At 67.3% G+C, this 19,909-nt stretch carries 20 protein-coding genes; 6 read left to right on the plus strand and 14 right to left on the minus strand.

Annotated elements, in window-relative coordinates; genetic code table 11:
• Nucleotide 1: 1 nt before the first annotated feature.
• A complete protein-coding gene (locus tag A8G15_RS17420; protein ID WP_068162189.1) occupies nt 2-1,450 on the plus strand; it encodes an amidohydrolase in 1,449 nt (482 codons plus the stop codon).
• 93 nt (nt 1,451-1,543) lie between these two features.
• On the opposite strand, the gene A8G15_RS17425 is transcribed toward A8G15_RS17420, so the two are convergent.
• The gene (locus A8G15_RS17425) at nt 1,544-1,903 is read right to left on the minus strand and encodes an Rv2640c family ArsR-like transcriptional regulator (protein ID WP_068162192.1); all 360 of its coding nucleotides are present in this window, start codon (nt 1,901-1,903) and stop codon (nt 1,544-1,546) included.
• A gap of 95 nt (nt 1,904-1,998) precedes the next feature.
• Between A8G15_RS17425 and A8G15_RS17430 the strand changes: the two genes are divergently transcribed.
• Nucleotides 1,999-2,481, plus strand: a complete 483-nt coding sequence (locus A8G15_RS17430) for an ArsI/CadI family heavy metal resistance metalloenzyme (RefSeq protein WP_068162193.1) — start codon at nt 1,999-2,001, stop codon at nt 2,479-2,481.
• Between the two features lie 48 nt (nt 2,482-2,529).
• Here A8G15_RS17430 and A8G15_RS17435 read toward each other — a convergent pair whose 3' ends face one another.
• Genes A8G15_RS17435 through A8G15_RS17445 form a run of 3 tightly spaced genes read right to left on the minus strand, consistent with a single transcriptional unit; the run spans nt 2,530 to nt 4,438 of the window.
• Entirely contained in the window at nt 2,530-2,943 is a 414-nt protein-coding gene (locus A8G15_RS17435) for an arsenate reductase ArsC (protein ID WP_156665446.1), read from the minus strand.
• A 2-nt stretch (nt 2,944-2,945) separates the two neighbouring features.
• Complete coding sequence (gene arsB / locus A8G15_RS17440) at nt 2,946-4,055, minus strand: ACR3 family arsenite efflux transporter (RefSeq protein WP_068162196.1); 1,110 nt, start codon at nt 4,053-4,055, stop codon at nt 2,946-2,948.
• Entirely contained in the window at nt 4,052-4,438 is a 387-nt protein-coding gene (locus A8G15_RS17445) for an ArsR/SmtB family transcription factor (RefSeq protein WP_068162199.1), read from the minus strand. Before A8G15_RS17445 ends, arsB begins: the two co-directional genes overlap by 4 nt.
• 105 nt (nt 4,439-4,543) lie before the next feature.
• Between A8G15_RS17445 and A8G15_RS17450 the strand changes: the two genes are divergently transcribed.
• The 3 genes from A8G15_RS17450 to A8G15_RS17460 all read left to right on the plus strand — a co-directional run bounded on the left by A8G15_RS17450 (nt 4,544) and on the right by A8G15_RS17460 (nt 6,078).
• Nucleotides 4,544-4,915 carry an ArsR/SmtB family transcription factor gene (locus A8G15_RS17450; protein ID WP_068162203.1) on the plus strand — a complete coding sequence of 124 codons (372 nt, stop codon included), beginning with the start codon at nt 4,544-4,546 and terminating at the stop codon, nt 4,913-4,915.
• Nucleotides 4,903-5,244 carry a DUF3703 domain-containing protein gene (locus A8G15_RS17455; RefSeq protein ID WP_068162205.1) on the plus strand — a complete coding sequence of 114 codons (342 nt, stop codon included), beginning with the start codon at nt 4,903-4,905 and terminating at the stop codon, nt 5,242-5,244. Before A8G15_RS17450 ends, A8G15_RS17455 begins: the two co-directional genes overlap by 13 nt.
• A 78-nt stretch (nt 5,245-5,322) precedes the next feature.
• A complete protein-coding gene (locus A8G15_RS17460) occupies nt 5,323-6,078 on the plus strand; it encodes a LysR substrate-binding domain-containing protein (RefSeq protein ID WP_068162419.1) in 756 nt (251 codons plus the stop codon).
• A gap of 31 nt (nt 6,079-6,109) precedes the next feature.
• On the opposite strand, the gene A8G15_RS17465 is transcribed toward A8G15_RS17460, so the two are convergent.
• From A8G15_RS17465 to A8G15_RS17505, 9 genes are all read right to left on the minus strand, one after another.
• Nucleotides 6,110-7,588 carry an MCE family protein gene (locus A8G15_RS17465; RefSeq protein ID WP_068162423.1) on the minus strand — a complete coding sequence of 493 codons (1,479 nt, stop codon included), beginning with the start codon at nt 7,586-7,588 and terminating at the stop codon, nt 6,110-6,112.
• Complete coding sequence (locus A8G15_RS17470) at nt 7,588-8,724, minus strand: MCE family protein (protein WP_068162206.1); 1,137 nt, start codon at nt 8,722-8,724, stop codon at nt 7,588-7,590. Before A8G15_RS17470 ends, A8G15_RS17465 begins: the two co-directional genes overlap by 1 nt.
• Complete coding sequence (locus A8G15_RS17475; protein ID WP_068162207.1) at nt 8,721-9,971, minus strand: MCE family protein; 1,251 nt, start codon at nt 9,969-9,971, stop codon at nt 8,721-8,723. Before A8G15_RS17475 ends, A8G15_RS17470 begins: the two co-directional genes overlap by 4 nt.
• Nucleotides 9,968-10,999, minus strand: a complete 1,032-nt coding sequence (locus A8G15_RS17480) for an MCE family protein (protein ID WP_068162208.1) — start codon at nt 10,997-10,999, stop codon at nt 9,968-9,970. Before A8G15_RS17480 ends, A8G15_RS17475 begins: the two co-directional genes overlap by 4 nt.
• A 1-nt stretch (nt 11,000) precedes the next feature.
• A complete protein-coding gene (locus A8G15_RS17485) occupies nt 11,001-12,023 on the minus strand; it encodes an MCE family protein (protein WP_068162209.1) in 1,023 nt (340 codons plus the stop codon).
• Nucleotides 12,023-13,285: an MCE family protein gene (locus tag A8G15_RS17490; RefSeq protein ID WP_068162210.1), complete on the minus strand. Its 1,263-nt coding sequence runs from the start codon at nt 13,283-13,285 to the stop codon at nt 12,023-12,025. Before A8G15_RS17490 ends, A8G15_RS17485 begins: the two co-directional genes overlap by 1 nt.
• A gap of 10 nt (nt 13,286-13,295) precedes the next feature.
• Nucleotides 13,296-14,105, minus strand: coding sequence for an MlaE family ABC transporter permease (locus tag A8G15_RS17495; RefSeq protein WP_282582075.1), 810 nt, complete (start codon nt 14,103-14,105; stop codon nt 13,296-13,298).
• Between the two features lie 42 nt (nt 14,106-14,147).
• Nucleotides 14,148-14,861 carry an MlaE family ABC transporter permease gene (locus A8G15_RS17500; RefSeq protein WP_245687880.1) on the minus strand — a complete coding sequence of 238 codons (714 nt, stop codon included), beginning with the start codon at nt 14,859-14,861 and terminating at the stop codon, nt 14,148-14,150.
• A 298-nt stretch (nt 14,862-15,159) separates the two neighbouring features.
• On the minus strand, nt 15,160-15,765 hold the full coding sequence (locus tag A8G15_RS17505; RefSeq protein ID WP_068162427.1) for a TetR/AcrR family transcriptional regulator: 606 nt from the start codon (nt 15,763-15,765) through the stop codon (nt 15,160-15,162).
• Between the two features lie 392 nt (nt 15,766-16,157).
• Between A8G15_RS17505 and A8G15_RS17510 the strand changes: the two genes are divergently transcribed.
• Nucleotides 16,158-17,360, plus strand: a complete 1,203-nt coding sequence (locus A8G15_RS17510) for a cytochrome P450 (RefSeq protein ID WP_068162213.1) — start codon at nt 16,158-16,160, stop codon at nt 17,358-17,360.
• Between the two features lie 64 nt (nt 17,361-17,424).
• On the opposite strand, the gene A8G15_RS17515 is transcribed toward A8G15_RS17510, so the two are convergent.
• The gene (locus A8G15_RS17515) at nt 17,425-19,818 is read right to left on the minus strand and encodes a CaiB/BaiF CoA-transferase family protein (RefSeq protein ID WP_068162430.1); all 2,394 of its coding nucleotides are present in this window, start codon (nt 19,816-19,818) and stop codon (nt 17,425-17,427) included.
• Between the last annotated feature and the right edge of the window lie 91 nt (nt 19,819-19,909).

A 19,909-nucleotide genomic window follows, 5' to 3' on the forward strand; every position in this document is an offset into this window, starting at 1 on the left:
GTTGCTCCTTCGTCGGGCCCGCTTGACTCCCGGCGCGGATCCGGTCGACCTGTCGATCCGTCACGGCCGGATCGGTGGCGACGGCAGCGCCACACACGACGACAGCGGCGAGGTGGTCGACCTCGCAGGCCGCCTGGTACTGCCGGGATTGTGGGATTCGCACGTCCACTTCGATCAGTGGGCGCTGTCGCAGGCCGCGCTCGACCTGTCGGGCGCGCGCTCGGCCGCAGAAGCGGTCACCCTGTTCGCGGCACACCTCGAGCACCCGCAGCCGGATGTGGTTGTGGCGCACGGCTTCCGGGACGGTCTGTGGCCGGACGCGCCGACCGCCGCGCTGCTCGATGCGATCGCCCCGCACCGGCCCCTCGTCGCGATCAGCGCCGACCTGCACAGTGGGTGGTTCAATTCCGCTGCACTACGGCACTTCTCGCTCGCGGGAGATCCGACGGGCCTGCTGCGCGAAGCCGAGTTCATGCCGCTGATGAACGAGATCCAGCGCAGCGAGGTTGCGGTGCTCGACCGGTGGGTGGACGAGGCGACCCGAGTGGCCGCCGCCCGAGGGGTGGTCGGAATCGTCGATTTCGAGATCTCCGACAACGTCGCCGCGTGGTCGCGGCGAATCGCGGCGGGAACCGACCGGTTGCGGGTGCGCTGCGGAATCTGGCCGCAGTGGCTCGATGCCGCGATCGACGCCGGGTTGCGCACCGGCGGCGAGATCCCCGGCACCGCCGGCCTGGCCACGGTCGGCCCGATGAAGGTGATCGTCGACGGCTCCCTCGGCACACGCACCGCGTACTGCCACGATCCGTATCCCGGCGGCGACCACGGCGTACTGACCGTGCCGCCGGAGGAACTCGCGCAGTGGATGTCGCGGGCACGCGACCACGGCATCGATTCCGCGATCCACGCGATCGGCGACCGTGCCTGCGAGCACGTGCTGGACTGCTTCGAGTCGACGGGCGCACGAGGCAGCATCGAGCACGCGCAGCTGGTCGCCGACGCGGATTTCGCCCGCTTCGCGCAACTCGGGGTCGCTGCGAGCATCCAGCCCGCGCACGTGCACGACGATGCCGATCTCGCCGACCGGTACTGGGCGGGTCGCACCGGCCGCGCGTTCCCGTACGGCACGCTCCTCGGCGCGAACGCGACGCTCGCGCTCGGTTCGGATGCCCCGGTCGCGCGGCTGGACCCGTGGCTGACCCTGGCGGCCGCCGTCGATCGCACGCTCCCCGACGGACGGGGATGGCACCGCGAACACGAGCTACCGTGGCCGGTCGCACTCGCCGCCTCCACCGGCGGCCGGGACCGGATCACGACCGGTGATGTCGCCGATCTGGTGGTGCTGGACACCGACGTGCTTCCGTCGGCCGGCGCGGCACTCGCCGAGACCGCCGTGTGGGGAACGATGGTGGGCGGGCACTGGACTCACGGACCTCTCGCCGGGAGCTGAGTCCTTCGCCTGCTCGCCGCGTGCGGCCGGTGACGGGGTCACTCCCGCGAGGTCGCCGCGGTGACGAGACCACGAGCACGCGTACCGGTGGGGTCACCTGCAGCAGTTCGGATCCAACACGACACGCAGCGCATCGAGGGCGTCGCCGCGAGCGCGATGGAAGACGTTCATCCCTCGGCGCTCCGATTCGACCATCCCGGCCTTGCGGAGCTGACCGAGGTGGTGACTGACGGTCGATTCGGCGAGGTCGACACCATCGGCGAGATCGCATGTGCACACCGCACCATCGGGAGCAGTGAGCAGGATCGACATCAGCTTGATCCGGACCGGGTCGGCCAGGGCCTTGAGCCGCAGGGCAACCTCGAGCGCGGCGTCGTCGGTCATGGGTGCGGCCGAGACCGGCGCGCAGCAGATCGGTGCGGTGACATCGAGGACCGGAAGCGCCTTGGGCATGCCGAAGATCCTACCGGCTATCTTGACTTATGTCGAAAAGGTGGCATTCTGAAATCGGAAGTATTTCGATATAAGCCACACAGGTGGAGGCTGACATGTCACGCGCACAACTCGCCCTCGACGTCGACGACCTGCACGCAGCCGTCACGTTCTACACGAAGCTGTTCGGAACCGAACCGGCCAAGCTCGAACCCGGGTACGCGAACTTCGCGATAGCGGATCCGCCATTGAAGCTCGTCCTGTTCGAGAACCCCGGCAAGGGCGGCACCATCAACCATCTCGGGGTCGAGGTCGAGTCGAGCGAAAAGGTTCACTCCGAGATCGCCCGCCTGACCGGCGAAGGACTGTTCACCGACGAGGAGATCGGTACCACCTGTTGCTTCGCCACCCAGGACAAGGTGTGGGTCACCGGACCGGCCGGGGAGAAATGGGAGGTCTACACCGTCCTCGCCGACTCCGCGACGTTCGGATCGAGCCCCCGGCACCTCGACGACCCGGCCACCGCCGAGGGCGGTGTGTGCTGCGGCACCGCCGGACCGGCAGAGGACCGCACGGTCGCCGCGAAGTCCTGCTGCTGACCGGCCGGAACGTCGCTGGGGACGACCTTCCGGCACCACCCGGCGGCATCACGACCGCGAGGCGGGTGCCAGCTCGGCGATCAGGGCTTCCACCTCGGCGCGGATCTCGTCGCGGATCAGGCGTACCGCGTCGATGCCCTGACCTGCGGGGTCGTCGAGGACCCAGTCGCGGTAGGACTTTCCGGGGAATACCGGGCAGGTGTCGCCGCAACCCATGGTGATCACCACATCCGATGCCCGCACGGCGTCGACAGTGAGAATCTTCGGGTTCTGTGCGGAGATGTCGATGCCGACTTCGGCCATCACCACGACCGCGGCGGGGTTGACCTGCCCGGCGGGTGCGCTGCCGGCGGAACGGACTTCGATCCGGCCATCGGCGAGAGCGGTGAGGAACCCGGCGGCCATCTGGGAGCGGCCGGCGTTGTGGACGCAGACGAACAGAACGGACGGTGTGGCCACGATGGTCAGGACTCCTTCACTGCCGCCGGGGCGACGGTGGTCGTGGTTGCAGGTGGTGTGAAGCGTTTGCGCAGGGCGAGCGAGACGTAGACCAGGGCGACGAGGACCGGCACCTCGATCAGCGGGCCGACGACCCCGGCGAGGGCCTGCCCGGAGGTGGCGCCGTAGGTGGCGATCGCGACGGCGATCGCGAGTTCGAAGTTGTTGCCCGCGGCGGTGAACGCGAGGGTGGTGGTGCGTTCGTATCCGAGGCCCACGACGGCTCCGAGGAGGTAGCCGCCACCCCACATGATTGCGAAGTACGCCAGCAGCGGGATCGCGATGCGCACCACGTCGACCGGGTGCGAGGTGATCTGCTCCCCCTGCAGGGCGAACAGGATCACGATCGTGAACAGCAGGCCGTACAGCGCCCACGGCCCGATCCGCGGCAGGAACTTCTGTTCGTACCAGGAGCGTCCCTTGACCTTCTCCCCGTAGTGGTGAGTGAGGAACCCGGCGAGCAGGGGGATGCCGAGAAAGATCAGCACCGATTTCGCGATCTGCCACGGTGAGGTGTCGATGGTGGTCTGCTCGAGGCCCAGCCAGCCGGGCAGCACGGAGAGGTAGAACCAGCCGAGCCCGGCGAACATGACGACTTGGAAGACCGAGTTGATCGCCACCAGGACGGCGGCGGCTTCGCGGTCGCCGCAGGCAAGGTCGTTCCAGATGATCACCATCGCGATGCACCGGGCGAGGCCGACGATGATCAGCCCGGTCCGGTACTCGGGCAGATCCGGAAGGAAGATCCAGGCGAGCGCGAACATCAGCGCCGGGCCGACCATCCAGTTCAGCACCAGCGATCCGGCGAGCATCCTACGATCGCCGGTGACGGTGTCGAGGCGGTCGTAGCGGACCTTCGCCAGGACCGGGTACATCATGATCAACAGGCCGAGGGCGATCGGCAGCGAGATGCCGTCGATCTCCACCGCGGACAGGACGTCACCGATGCCGGGGATCATCCGCCCGAGCACCAGGCCGGCGGCCATCGCGACGCCGATCCACACCGGAAGGAATCGGTCCAGCGTCGAGAGTTTCCCGACCACGGCCGGATGCTCGATCGCGGTCGTCCCGCTCATGCCGTGATCTCCGCGCATCGGGACACCGGGACCGCGGGCTCACCCTCGACGAGCAGCATCGCCGAGAGCTGCTGCAGCGCAGTCGGAATCACCCAGTAGTACACCCAGGTGCCGCGGCGTTCGCAGTCGAGCAGTCCGGCCTCGCGCAACACCTTCAGATGGTGCGAGATCGTCGGCTGCGACAGATCGAACGAGTCGGAGATGTCACACACGCACGCCTCACCCCCGGCGTGGGAGGCGACGAGCGAGAGCAGGCGCAGCCGAACCGGATCGCCCAACGCTCTGAACATTCGAGCCAGGTCACCGGCACGGTCCTCGGTCAGCGGCTCACGCGCCAGCGGAGAACAACACAGGTCTCCGCCGGGAGCATGTTGATTCGACATACATCTATATTGACACATTTCGAATCAGAGACTTCGGGAGGTTCACCCGTCCGGCTCAACCATTCAGACTTTTCTGAATACAGAAAACGCTGTACTATTTGGTCCATGGAGACAGCCGGCCATCGCGACGCACTCGCACGATTCGGCAACGCCCTGTCCGACACGACCCGGACGCAGATCCTGCTGATCCTGAGGTCGGGTCCGGGATACCCGTCGGAACTGGCCGAGCAGATCGGCGTGTCGCGTCAGATCCTGTCCAATCACCTTGCGTGCCTGCGGGGTTGCGGCCTGGTGGTGGCAGTTCCGGAGGGACGACGCAGCCGCTACGAGCTGGCGGATCCGCGGATCGGTCACGCCCTCGACGACCTGGTCGGGCTGGTCCTCGCGGTCGACCCGAATTGTTGCCCCGACACCGATGCCGACGGATGCTGCCCCCGAGCACTGACGAGACGAGAGGTTCGACGATGCCACGGATGACCCCGGCCGCCCGCCGCGTGTACCGGCAGGAGATGGCGGCCGCGAAGACCGCCACAAGCGAACAGTTGCGGTGGCATCACCTCGAACGCGCCCACATCGCCTCCCAGCCGAACCCGTGGCTGCACACCTGCAACCACGCGGCGATGCTGAGGGCGGCGCTGCGCCAACGGGACCGGCGCGAAGCAGTCGGCCAGGTGCTGCGTATCGTCGTCGCCGCACCGGGGTCGCTCACCGGCCGGTACCCCGACGGCAACACCGGCCGTGTCGCCGCCGGTCTCACAACCCCGATGCCGATCCCGGAGGATCTCGCCGCCGCCCTGTCCCGCTGATCGCGGGACGAGCACCGCGCCGAGACGTGGCCGTTCGACGGAACGCGACGGCCGATGTCGGACCGGTACGCTGACCGGGTGAGTGACGAGTCTCCGCAGGTGTTCCGGCTGGCCTATGTTCCGGGGGTCACCCCCGCCAAATGGGTGCGCGTGTGGAGCGAGCGGATGCCCGATGTCCCGATCGAACTGGTCCCGGTGCCGTCCACGTCCGGCGCGGCGTGCATCCGGGAGGACCTGGCCGACGCCGCGCTGCTGCGGCTGCCGCTCGAACGCGACGGCCTGTCGGTCATCGGTCTGTACACCGAGGTCTCGGTCGTCGTCGTGCCGAACGAGCATGCGATCGCCGCGGTAGAAGAGGTGGCGGTGGCCGACCTCGAAGAGGAGACCGTCCTGCACCCGCTCGACGACGTGCTGGATTGGGCGCAGCTTCCCGGCGAGGACGCGTTCGAACGTCCGGAGACCACCGAGGGCGCGATCTCGCACGTCGCTTCCGAGGTCGGGGTCCTGATCACCCCGCAGTCGCTGGCCCGCCTGCATCATCGCAAGGATCTGACCTACCGCCCGGTGGTGGACGCCCCGCAGTCGCAGGTCGGCCTCGTATGGCTCACCGACCGCACGACCGATCTCGTCGACGAGTTCGTCGGGATCGTCCGTGGCCGCACCGCGAACAGTTCGCGAGGGCGGCAGGAGGATTCCGACAAGAAGACGAAACGGCGCGGGGAGCGCCAGGGTTCGCAGCCCCGGAAGGTCGTGGGCGACAAGAAGCCGAAGACGCGGCGCGGCAACGCCGGCCAGCCCAAGAGCGCCGGCCGAGTCCGGAAGCGGCGCGGCTGAGTCGCGTCCGGGACCCGAGCGTGTTCCCGGCTCAGTGCGGGATCATGTCCTGCCACGAGGCGGGTGCGGCGCCTGCGGCCAGGTCACCCTGGCGGTACAACTGCCCGTCCGGCCCGAAGTACCGGCCCGTGCGCGGATCATATTGTGCAGAAGCAGGTTCCGTTCCGGCCGGTGCGCCACCGATTCCGTGCGCGCTCGGGATCGGCGGCAGGGTGGTCTCGGGCGGCACGAGGGAACCGTCGGGGTTGTACCGCGAGTCCTGCGGCAGGCCCTGGGCCTCGAGGTTCGGATCGTGGGGGTAAGGACCGACGACCGGTTGCTCGGTGGCGAGCGGCACGAACTCCTGGTCGCTGTTGCACAGCGCGGCGGTCGCCGCGCGCTTGGCGGGGTCGTTGGCGCACGGGATGTTGCGGGCGCCGCGAACGGCGATCTGGGAATCCTGCGGGAGTTTGCAGTACAGATCCTCCGGGGTGTCGACGGTATCCGTCTCGTACGGCGGCCGCCACTGCGACGGTGGCAGGAACCCGACGGTGCACGCCGGAGGATCGGAGATCCCGCCGATCCGGAAGTCCCCGAGTCCCAGCCCCGACGCGTTCTTCGACGGCTGCACGGCCTGGATCATGGACACCGCCGGAGGCAGCAACACCAGCAGCTGCTCGAGGCCGGCGTTGTAGGTGACGGCGAGTTGCCCGACGGTCGTGAGGTTCGCGAGCATCACCGGCAATGTCAGATCGACCGTGTCGAACAACGCGGCGGTCTCCTGCGCGAAACCCGGGCCGGTCCGCAGCACCGTGCGCAACTGCGGGTCGTCCGACACGAGCTGTCCGGTCACTCCGGCGAGACTGCGGGTCCACACGTCGATCGCGTCGAGGCTCCGGACCTGTGAATCGAGCAGGGGCACGGTGTCCTCGATCAGCGTCCGGGTGCGGTCCGCGACGGAGTTCGCGTCCGCCGCGAGCGTCGACGACGAATCCAGCAGCGAACCCAGATCGTAGCCGGCACCACTCACACCGGCGTACATCTCGTCGAGCAGATCGTCGAGTTTGTCGGTGGGGATGCTCCCGACGAGGGCGCTCAGATTGTCGAGCATGGGACCGACGGGTTGCGGCACGGTCGTGTCGGTCGCGGCGATCGCGGCCCCGTCCTCGAGGAAGGGCGCTCCGTCGCTTCGCGGTCGCAGGTCGACGTACTGCTCCCCCACCGCGGACACACTCCGGACGTGGGCTTCCAGGTCTGCCGGGATGTCGTGGTCGTCGTCGATCGAGAGTGTGGCCTGCACGCCGTCCGGGGTGAGGTCGACGGCGGTGACCTTTCCGACCTCGACGCCGCGGTAGGTCACGTTCGCGAACCGGTACAGACCGCCGGCGGTGGGTAGATCGACGGTGACGCGGATGCGTCCGACGCCGACGAGCGACTGGACCTGGATGTAGACGAACGTCGTGACGAGCAGCCCCACGAGCCCGAGGACCGCGAACGCGACCAGCTGGAAGCGGACGAAGCGCGACAGGATCATCGGGTACCTCCCACCCCGGCGCCGAGCGGGTCGCGGGTCGGCTGCGCGTAGCCGGGATCGCCGACCGCAGCCTGCACGACCGCATTCGGATCGCCCCACGGGGTGCCGAGCAGCAATTCGCGCTGGAGCCGGGGCACGGTGAGGTCGACCGTCGCGAAGAGGTTCAGATAGTCTCCGCGCACCGCCCGGTCGATGACGGACTGCCCGTACGGATAGACCGTCGCATACGCGAGTGCCTTGTCGAGATCGGTTCCCACGTCGGCGAGGGCACGCAGTGTCGGTTCGAGGTGTTCGAGGTTGGTCACCAGATCCTGCCGGGTGTCGGTGACGACGGCGGTGGCGGTGTCGCTGAACGTCCGGAGCCGGTCGAGCGCCGTGGTGAACGCGGGTCGTTCCTGCAGCAGCACTTCGAGGGCGGCAGGCAGCCGGTCCAGCACGTCCGCGACGACGTCCCGTTGGCCGGACACGGTGCCGGCGAGCCGGTTGAGCCCGTCGATGGTCTCGACGATGTCTGCGCGCTGGGTGTCGAGTGTGCCGACGAACGTGTCGAGGCGGGTGAGCAGGTCGCGTACCGCGTCCTCGCGCCCGCCGAGGGCGTCGTTGAGGTTGGTGACGATGTCGCCGATCTGGCCGAGACCACCGCGGTTGAGGACCACCGCCGCGGCCGCGAGGGTTCGTTCGGTCGACGGGTACGTGGAGGAGCGATCGAGGCCGATCGTGGCTCCGGGAACCAGTCGGCCCTCGGGCGGAAAACCGGCCGGGGGGTTCAGCGCCAGGTGACTCGATCCGAGCAGGCTGGTCTGCCCGATGGTGGCGACCACGTTCGCGGGGACGGTGACGTCCCTCTCCACGGACACTTCGATGTCGGCGTGCCAGCCGTCGACGACCATGCGTCCGACGCTGCCGACGACGACGTCGTCGATCATCACAGGGGAATTCGACTCGAGAGTGCCGACATCGGCCATCTCGACGGTGAAGGTGTAGGAGCCCTCGCCCCGGCCCGGTGTTCCCGGAAGGGGCAGCGAGTTCACCCCGTCCCAAGTACAGCCGGTCACCGTCAGTGCCAGGCATGCGGTCGAAGCGAGCGTCACGGCGCGGCGACGCCGGACGGCGGATGTTCGGGGTCTCGTCACCGCGGTGCCCCTCCCCCGGGAAGCAGCATGTCGAGCAGAGTCGACGCGGGCGCCCCCGGCACGGGTTCGTCCGCGCCGACGACCGCCGGAACCAGATGAGGTTCGGTGTAGATGAGGTTCTCCGGCCGCGCGGACGGCCCCTTCACCGGGTTGATCGGCGTCGGAAGGTAATTGAACGTCAGCTGATTGAGCAGCGGACCGAGGTAGCGCACACACTTGTCCGCCGATTCCTGCGAGGTCGAGTTCTCGACGCTGGCGATGCCGGCGCAGACGAACTGGATCGGGTTCGAGAAGTTGTTGACCACGAAAACCCCTGCTTCGGTGGCGGTGTCGGGGTTGTAGATGTTGTAGAAGTTGGCCATGCTCGTCGGGAAGATGTGCAGCAACTGTTCGAGATCGTCCTTGTTCTCCACGAGATTCCCGGTCACGTTCACCAAGCGCTGGATCTGTTCACCGGCACGGTCGCGGTTGTTCGCGACGAACCGCTGCACGTCCCCCACCGCGACGGACAGGTTCGTCACCGCCGCGTCGAGGTCGGTGGTGCTGTCGTCGAGCACGCTCGTCAGGGTGGCGAGCCGGTTCTCGAACTGGACGATCTGCACATTGCTGTCCCGCAGTGTCGTCACGAACGTCTGCAGTGCCGCGACGATGTCGACAAGGTCACCGCTGCCGTCGGCGAGAGTCCTTCCGACGCCGGACAATTGCTCGATGGTGTCACGAAGCTTGACACCGTTGCCGTCGAGCGCGTCCGCGGTGCTGTCGACGAATCGTCCCACCGCACTGGACGAGAGGTCGCCGTCCGGACCGAGTTCGGCCGCGAGGCGGGTGAGCTGGGTCTTGACCTCGTCCCATTCGACGGGGACCGCGGTGCGTTCGACGGGGATCGTGGCACCGTCGGCCATCGTCTCACCGGAGCTGCGGTAGGCGGGTGTCAACTGGACGTAGCGGGCCGAGACCAGGCTCTGCGCCACGATCACCGCACTCGCGTCCACGGGGATCGGCACGTGCCGATCGACGGCCATGACGATCTCGGCGTCGGTCCCGCGAGGTTCGATCGAGACGATGTGCCCCACTTCGACCCCCGAGACGCGTACCTGGTCGCCCTCGTAGATCGCGGTTGCTGTGGTGAACACCGCACGGATGGTTCTGGGACCGAACATCTCCCGGTATCCGATGACCGAGGCGACAACGGCGAGGCCGCAGATCAGTACCGCCGCGATCGGTCGCGCGATTACGCCGCGTGTCATCTGGGCTCCTGACCGGGGACGGGGAACACGGCCGGCGGATCGACACCGAGGGCCTGGTCGACGAACGGCTGGATCATGTGCCCGTCGATGAGGTTCGCGACGAACGCGTTGTAGAAGGGGCCGCCGGAGACCGCCTCGCCCTGGGTCAACGCGACCTTCGCCAGTCCGGGAAGCGCCGCGGCGATGTTGTCCCGGTTCTCCTCGAGCATCGTCGCGATGGAGTTCAACCGGTCGAGCGTCGGCGCCAGTTCGGCTTCGTTGTCGGCGACCAGGCCCGACAGTTCCCGGGAGACCGCGGCCGTGTTCGCGAGGAGGTCGACGATCGCCTGACGACGTTCGGCGAGGACACCGACCAGGGCATTCGCATCGAGGATCAGTGTGTTCACCTGCGCGCTGCGGTCGGCCAGGATGCCGGTGACGTCGCTCGTCGCGGTGAGCAGGTCGCGCAGAGACTCGTTGCGGCCGTTGAGCGAGCGGGACACTTCGGTCAGTCCGTCGAAGGTCGGGCCGAGCTGCGGCGCGACGCGGTCGAGCGTCGTCGACAGCACGTCCAGGGATCGGTTCACCGCGTCGGTGTCGATTCCGGAGACGTTCGTCGTCAGGTCCCCGACCGCGTCGGTGAGCGAGTACGGCGACGACGTGCGGTCGGTGGGGATCACCTCGTTCGGGCGCAGGAGACCCGATCCGTCCGACACCAGCGTCAGGATTCGTTTGCCGAGCAGCGAACCGGTCTTGATGTGGGCGGAGGTGGCCGCGCCGAGTCGCACCGACGAATCGACCGAGAACTCGACCAGCGCATCGCCGTGGAGCAGCGACACTTTCGACACGGTGCCGACCTCGACACCGGAGACGATGACGTCGTCACCGGCCTGGAGGCCGCCCGCCTCGACGAAGGTCGCGCGATAGGGCAGCGTGGTCGCCGCGGTGATGAACGCCTGCGCCTGCAGACCGACGAGCAGGATGCACGCGATCAGGACGGTTCCGACGATGCCGTTCCGGATCAGGCTGGTACCTCGATAGCGCAGCATGTCAGGGAGCGCACCTTCCCGTGTCCTGTTCGATCCACGGCAGCTGGACCGTCTCGCCGGTCTCGTCCGTCACCCGTACCGAGATGGCGCAGATGTAGTACTGGATGAAGTTTCCGTACGCGCCCACCCGCACCAGCTTGCGGAAGTTCTCGGGGGCCCTCTCCAGCGCGGAATCGAGGCGTTGCTTGTCGTCGTCGAGAAGTGGTGCCAGCCGGGCGAGTTCGTCGACCGTGCCGGCGAGCGGCGGCCGCGCCTGTGTGAGCAGGTCCGTCATCGACGCAGTGCCGGCGTCGAGTGCTTCGACGGCCGCGCCGATGGGATCTCGTTCCGCCGACAACTGGCCGACGAGCTGTTCGAGGCGGTCGACGGTCGCGGTGAAATCGTCTCCGCTGTCGGACAGTGTGGTCATCACCCGTTCGAGATTGTCGGTCAGGCTCTCGACGATCTCGCTGTTCGCGGCGAGTTCGTTCGTGAACGAGGAGGTCCGGGTCAGGAGTGAATCGACGGTGCCTTCCTGTCCCTGCAGGATCTGCAGCAGCGACGACGTGAGCGCGTTGACCTCGGTCGGATCGACGGAGTCGATGACCGGCTTGAAGCCGCCGAGCAACAGGTCGAGGTCGAGCGCCGGGTCGGTCTGCTCGACCGGGATCTCGGCCCCGCTGGTGAGGATCTGCGTGGAACCCGGTCCTTCGCCGAGAGCCAGATAGCGGTCTCCCACCAGGTTCAGATACCGTACCGCCGCAGTCGTCCCGGTGGTGAGCACCAGGTCGCGGTTCGCGTCGAACGTCACCGCGACCGAATGGTCGTCGCGCAGCGACACGGCGCCGACGGTGCCGACGCGAATCCCGGCGATCCGCACCGGGTCGCCGGAGCGCAGACCCGACGAATCCTCGAACACCGCCGAGTAGGTCGTCGTCGAGCCGGTGCGGTATTCCCCGAACACCAGGACGAGAAACGCGGACAGCACCAGCATGACGGCGGCGAAGGCCCCGAATCTGAGGATCGGGCCGTTGCGGGCGTTCATCACGGACCCCGATTCGGCAGTGCCGGAATCAGATTCGGAAGTCCGGGGAGACCGAACGGTACTGCGGGCGCCTCGCCCGAGGCCACCGGTCCCACATCGGGCAGCGCGGGCGATACGGCGGGGGCGGCGATCGGCCCGAACAGAGCCTGTGACAGTCCCTCCACGGTGACCGACTGCCGTCCGGAATCGAACGGGTTGGCTCCGACATCGGCGACGACGAACGGCGGGCGCCCTTCGTAGGGCACCGGCAGAACCGAACACTGGGGTCCACCGGAGGCCGCGACCTTGGGCAGATCCTCCGGGTACCGGTACGGATCCGTGCCCCACAGGAAGTTCGCGGACAGACCGAGACCTTCCACGTCCACGGGTTTCGAATCGGCAAGGTCGGCCAGCCCGGTCAGCGAGCAGGTCAACGCCTCGTTGTACTCGTCGGTCAGGGCCGTGGTCGGCACCAGCAGATCGAGCAGAGTCGTCAGCCCCTCCCGGTTGTCGGCGAGTACGGGCTGTCCGGCATCGGACAGTCCGATCAGCCCGACGAGGAAGGCATCGAGATTGTGCTGCTCGTCGACGACGGTGTCACCGATGGATGCGGAATTCGCGCCGGTGGTGATCAGGTCGGGTGCGGTGTCGGCATAGGTGGAGACCACCGCCGGCGCCGATGCCAGGTCCGTGGTCAGGGCGGGCAGCGCCGGTTCGACCGTACCGAGGAACGAGTCGAGGTCGACGAGCATCTGCCCGAAACGGTCTCCGCGACCGTTCATCGCGGCCGCGACCGCCCCGAGCGTCTCGTTCAGCTTCTCCGGCCGGATCCGGTCCAGGACGTTGACGAGTTGCTCGAAGACGGTGTTGATCTCGACGGTGACGTGGTCCGATTCGAGTACCCGTCCCGCTTGCAGGGGCACCGGGGACGGGTCGTCCGGCGGAAGGAACTGCACGAACTTGGCCCCGAACACCGTCGTCGACGCGATCTCGACGGAGATGTTCGACGGAATCGCCGACAGCTGAGCGGGATCGAGCGCGAGCGCGATCTCGGCCAGGCCGTCCGGCCGGGCGGTGATCGAGTCCACCCTGCCCACCGTGACGTCGCGCATCTTCACCTTCGCATCGGGATACATCACCAACCCGGCGCGGGGCGAGAGCACGGTGACCCGCACGCTGTCGGTGAATCGGCCGTCGAACAGGGCGGCCGCACCGGCGACGATCGCGGCGAGCACCGCGATCGCCGCCAGCCCCGCGAGGGGGCGGAGCACGTTCGGTCCCATTCCCACCTCGCTATCCGGACAGGTTGAAGTTGCCGTTGGCGCCGTATACCGCCAGCGAGACGAGCAAGGTGACCGAGACCACCGCGATGAGCGATGTGCGGACCGCGTTCCCGACGGCGGTGCCGACCCCCGAAGGCCCACCGGCGGCGAAGAACCCGAAGTACGTGTGGATCAACAAGATCGTCAACGCCATGAGGAATGCCTGCAGGAACGACCACAGCAGATCGATCGGGTTCAGGAACGTCGCGAAATAGTGGTCGTAGAGTCCGGCGGACTGACCGAGCAGGAACACGGTCGTGAATCGGCTCGCGAGGAACGACGCGACGACGGCCAGCGCGTAGAGCGGCGTGATGGCGATCAGGCCCGCGACGATGCGGGTGCCGACGAGGTAGGCGATCGGTTCGATGCCGAGCGATTCGAGTGCGTCGATTTCTTCGTTGATCCGCATCGCGCCGAGCTGCGCGGTTGCGCCGGCGCCGAAGGTAGCTGCGAGACCGATCCCGGCGACGACCGGAGCCGAGATCCGCACGTTGATGAAGGCGGAGAGGAAACCGGTGAGTGCTTCGATGCCGATGTTCCCGAGCGAGCTGTAGCCTTGCACCGCAAGTGTGCCGCCGGTCGCCAGCGTGAGAAATCCGACGATCACGACCGTCCCGCCGATGACCGCGAGAGTTCCTGCGCCCATGCTGGTTTCGGCTATGAGCCGCAGGGTTTCCCTTCGATAGCGCCAGGCGGCGACGGGGGCGCCGACAAGGGCACGGACGTAGAAGATCGCATGGTCGCCGACTCGGCCGAGTCCGTCGACGGGACGGCGCAGAATACCGACCGTTCGCGCATACTCGTAACTCGGGGGCACGTGTCCTCACCTGGCCGTCAGCTGGATGCCGATGGCAGTCACCACGACGTTGACGACGAACAGGGCCATGAACGCGTACACCACCGTTTCGTTCACGGCGTTTCCCACCGCTTTCGCACCGCCCGAGACGGTCAGCCCGCGATAACACGCGACGAGTCCCGCGATGAGACCGAACAGCAGCGCCTTGATCGAGGAAATGATCACCTCGTCGATGCCGGTGAGCAGGGTGATTCCGGCCGCGAACGCTCCGGGGTTGACGTCCTGGACGAACACCGAGAAGGTGTAGCCGCCCATGACCCCGATGATGCACACCAGTCCGTTGAGCAGCATCGCCACGAGACCGGACGCGAGCATCCGCGGCGTGACCAACCGCTGCACGGGGTCGATTCCGAGGACCTCCATCGCGTCGATCTCCTCCCGGATGGTGCGTGAGCCGAGATCCGCGCACATTGCGGTCGCTCCGGCTCCTGCGACGATCAGCACCGTCACCATCGGACCGACCTGGGTGACAGCACCGAATGCCGCCCCCGCCCCGCTGAGGTCCGCGGCGCCGAGTTCGCGCAGGAGGATGTTGAGAGTGAAGCTGACGAGCACCGTGAACGGGATGGCCACGAGCAATGTCGGCAGCAGCGACACCCGCACGACGAACCAGGATTGTTCGAGGAACTCGCGCGCCTGGAAAGGCCTGCGGAACAGGAACTTCACTGCGTCGGCCGACATTGCGAACAATCCGCCGACCGCACGAACCGGTTCGGACCAGTTGCCCGACAGCAGGCCGTTCACCCATCCCCCCGGCACAGGCCACTCACGCGGCGCACCGGAGACACCCCGACTCCAGTTCGATTCTCTCGCTTCGGATCGCATCTTTGCCCCATCTGCGAACGGCATTCTCGCCTACCGTGAAGCTTACAGCCGATTCTCCAGAACTCAAGGACTAAGGTCCCGCAGATTCACGAGGAACGCTACTGGCGCACAATCGATCCCACGAATTGCACTGCTGCAAGAACGGGTCAGATCCTCACTTCACCCCCACAGCGGCGAGATCCCGCTCGAGCGAACGGGAGTACTCGGCGAAGACGTCACCGAGCGAGATCGACCGATCGAGCAACCACGAGATCTCCATTCCGTTGATGAACGCGACAATCTCGACCGCACGCACCGACGCATCGACATCCTTCCGGTACCGGCCCGAACGTTGTTGGGAGCGAATCGACTCGGCAACGATCTCGACGGACAGACGCCACCGGTCGAGGAGGCGGCCGTGCAGGGGTGCGTCCGGCATCAGATTCTCGACCAGCATCACCACGAACGTCCCCACCAGACCCGGTGACTGTTCGATTCGGCACGCGGCCTTCCGGATCTCCTCGGCGAGATCTCCCGTCCGGTCGGCTCGCTCGTCGTCGTCCGCATCACGTGCGTCGAGCACGGCGTGCAGCAGTTGCTCCTTGGAGGAGAAGTGGTACAGCAGGCCGGCGGGGGTGACCCCCACCTCCTGCGCGATCTGCGCGATCGTCGTACCACGCCACCCGTTGCGAGTGAGCATTCGCTGGGCGGCTGCGACGATCTGCTGCCGGCGATCCTCCCCCTTGGACAGGAGAGTGTCGTAGGACCTCGTGACCTGCACAGCACCCTCCAAGTCGATCATCGGATTCGCGGGGGACCACGCCGGGATGCCGCAACAGGATGGTTCTCGATACCCGTCCGCGAGCGAGAACCGGGCGCTTCCCGCCGCACTCGTGGCGCGAGCCAACGCGCGCCGCGGCGACTCCCCGCACTGCCCGAGAAGGCCTCGGGACGCATTCGCCGGTGCATTCCGAAAACGTTGCCACCTCGCGCCTTTCGAATTCCCCCCGCCCCACCCCGGGACGCACCGAGAACTCTACTCTCGAAAACAGAGAATAATGCTTGCATCGCGACACTCGGGGCCCGACACTGGTAGCAGTCGATGACATCGCTCCGACTGCAATCCTGCACAGCGCGCACGCGAATCCGAATCCTCCGAAAGGTGGCAGACCTGTGACGATCAGCGCGGCCAACGACGTTCGATACGACCCGTACGACGTCGAGATCAATGCCGATCCCTACCCGATGTTCAAACGCCTTCGCGAAGAAGCACCGCTCTACTACAACGAGACTCACGACTTCTACGCCCTGAGCCGCTTCGCGGACGTCAACCAGGGACTGATCGACTACGAGACGTTCAGCTCCGCCCGAGGTGCGATTCTCGAACTCATCAAGGCGAACATCCCGATCCCTCCGGGCGTACTGATCTTCGAAGACCCGCCGATCCACGACATTCACCGAAAACTGCTGGCGCGGATGTTCACTCCGCGTAAAATCCAGGCTCTCGAGCCGAAGATCCGCCAGTTCTGCGCCGAGGCCCTCGACCCCCACGTCGGATCGGGCCGACTCGATTTCGTCGCCGACATCGGTGCACAGATGCCGATGCGGACGATCGGCATGCTCCTGGGAATTCCGGAGAAGGACCAGGAATCGATCCGGGATTTCGCGAACGAGCAGATGCGGACGGAGGAAGGCGGTCGGATGAAGGCGGCGTCCGACGGCATGGTCAGCGGCGACATATTCGGCGCCTACATCGACTGGCGCGCCGAACATCCGTCGGACGACATCATGACCGAGCTGCTCGAGGTCGAGTTCGAGGACGAGACCGGTACGGTCCGCCGGTTGACCCGAGAGGAGCTGCTGACCTACGTCAATGTCGTCTCCGGTGCAGGCAACGAAACCACCACGCGGCTCATCGGCTGGGCGGGAAAGGTACTCGCCGAGCATCCCGACCAGCGCCGACAGCTCGTCGAGAACCCGGCGCTGATTCCCAGGGCGGTCGAGGAACTGCTCCGGTTCGAGCCTCCCGCGCCGCACGTTGCGCGGTACGTGACCAGGGACGTCGAGTACCACGGAACCACGGTTCCCGAAGGCAGTGTGATGATGTTCCTGATCGCCGCCGCGAACCGGGATCCTCGCCAGTTCGGTACCGACAGCGATGCATTCGACATTCATCGCGCGCCTCACCAGCATCTGACGTTCAGCGTCGGCACGCACTTCTGCCTCGGGTCGGCACTGGCCCGCCTCGAGGGTCGTGTCGCACTCGAGGAGATCCTGAAGCGTTTCCCCGAGTGGCAGGTCGATACGGCGAACGCGGCCCTGTCGCCGACGTCGACCGTGCGGGGGTGGGACACGCTGCCGACCTTCGTTCCCTGACGACACGGAGCGAAACGCCGCCGGTTCCGGCGGCGTTTCGTCGTATCCGGCGTTCACGGGCTCGTCACCACACGGGTGTTCGCCCGAGGACGCCGTCGTCTTCGAGTTCGGCGATCTCTCTGTCGTCCAATCCGAGTTCGGCGAGGATCTCGCGATTGTGCTCGCCGAGCAGCGGCGCACGGCGAGTGTGGACGACGGCCGGCGCTTCGGAGAACCGCGCCGCCATCGTGCTGTGCCGTGCCCGCCCGAAGACCGGATGGTCGAGTTCTTCGAAGAAGCCCCGGTGGGCGAGCTGCGGTATCTCGGTCTGCCGGTGTGGCTGCATCACCTTCGCCACCGGCACACCGGCATCCCACAACACCCCCACGATCTCGTCCGCGGTCCGGCCACGGCACCACCTCGCCAGCTGCTCGTCGAGAAGATCGTGGTGGCGTCGGCGGCCCGCAGCGGTCCCGAGTTCGGGGTCCGCTGCCCATCCGGGATCGCCCAGTGCGGACCGCAGGAACAACCATTGCTCGTCGGTCTCGACCGCGACGGCCACCCAGCAGTCGGGACGTCCGAACTCGTCGAGTTCGTCGGTCCGGTACAGGTTCTGGGGCGCGGCGACAGGACCGCGATTCCCGTCACGCTGGAGAATCGTTCCGTACGCGGAATACTCGATCACCTGTTCCGCCGCGATGTTGAGCGCCGCGTCGACCATGGGGGCCTCCACCAAAGCACCCACACCCGTGCGGCGCCGCTGTTCGAGCGCCACGAGCAGGCCCACGAGCGCATGGACACCGGCATTCGGATCGCCGACCGAGTACGGCTCCACGGGATTCTGATCGGGATGACCGGTCAGCCAACTCAGGCCCGCACTGTCCTCGATGACATATGCGAACGCCGGATTGTCCCGCCACGGGCCGTCGAGGCCGAACCCCGGCATCCGGACCAGGATCGCGTCGGGACGCAGGGCGCGGACGGTGCCGAAATCCAGTCCGAGCTGGTCGAGTACGCGCGGAGTGTAGTTCTCGACGATCACGTCGCACGTCGCGATCAGCCGGCGGAGCACCTCGCGACCACGCTCGGTGCGGAAATCCAGTGCCAAGCTTCGCTTGCCGGTGTTCAGACCGGAGAAGATCGGGGACTTCTCCCACCAGTCGTCCTCGGACACCGGCACACCCGCGATCAGCCGGGTACCGTCCGGCCGAGACGCCGATTCGAGATGGATGACATCGGCACCGAGCATCGCGAGGGCGTGCGTGCAGGACGGACCTGCCCAGAAGCTCGTCATGTCCAGTACGCGCAGGCCGCCGAACGGCCGGACGGACCGAGATCCGGCCCCGGAGGGGGCTCGGTCCCTCACCGGGCGCGGCGTCTCGCTGCGGCGGCGACAGTCGTGCGTGTGTTCCCCGAGGGCGGGTGACGGCTGCGGGTCGGGCAGGGTGCCGGGTTCGATGCGGTACGGGCGGCCCGGTTGGACGAAATCTCCCCGGGGATTGACCGTGAACGACCCTCTGCTGCGGTACTGATCGAATCCGGTGACATTCCCTCCGTTTCCCACCGGACCGTTGGGAATGCGCAAGGCACTGGCCAGATCGAGGATCTCCTCGGTGGTCCGCTCGGCGATCCACGCCCGGATCTCCGGGGCCATCTTGTTGGCCTGCTCGGTGATCGACAACGGCGAATCCTCGTCGATCCATTCGGGGTGCCCCACCATGACACACAGGTCGAACCACTGCTGAGCCGTTCCGCATCCCAGCGCCACCAGACCGTCCTGCGCGGTCGCGACTCCCGGGACCGTGAGCCGCCGCTCGGTACGGAACGGACGTCCCAGGCCCTCGAAGAACGAGACCGGATGGTAGGTGAGGGAGAGGACCTGAGTTTCCAGCATGGACACGTCGACGAGCTCTCCGTCGCCGGTCACCAAGGTGCGCGCTCGCGAGGCCAGGACGGCTGCCGCGGCCGTCGCACCGGTCAGCCACTCCCCCACCCGGCCCCCGATGTGGACCGGTGCCCGGTCGGGAGCGCCGCGGCCGAGGCCGATGATCCCACCGGACCACGCCTGGACCGTGAACTCGGTGGCCGGCCGGTCACTCCACGGGCCGTCGAGGCCGAACGGGGTGATCGCAGTGACGGTCAGATGCGGATGGGTCCGCCGGATCTGCTCCGGATGCAGCGACGGGTGCTCGGCGACGGCCGATCCACGCGACCACACCACCGCGTCCGCGGTGCGGAGGAGAGCGTGCACCGCACCGAGATCCGCACCGATGCCCGGATCTGCGAGGACACCGGACTTGCCTCCTGCCAGAAACGTGAACAGCGCTCCGTCACTGCCGGGTTCGATCCGGGCGCCGGAGGCACTCCAGAGCCTCAGCGGATCACCGCGGGGTGGTTCGACCTTCACCACGTCGGCACCGGCGTCGCTGAGCATCTTCGTGCAGTACGCACCGGCGATGCCCGTCGACAACTCCACCACGACGTATCCGCTCAGCGGTGCCGAGCCGGGCCCCGCCGAATCGTCCCTGTCCACGAAACCTCCCGTTCCGGTCGCACGCACGCCGATCCCG

Origin of the sequence: Rhodococcus phenolicus (genome assembly GCF_001646785.1) — a bacterium.
GTDB lineage: Bacteria > Actinomycetota > Actinomycetes > Mycobacteriales > Mycobacteriaceae > Rhodococcus > Rhodococcus phenolicus.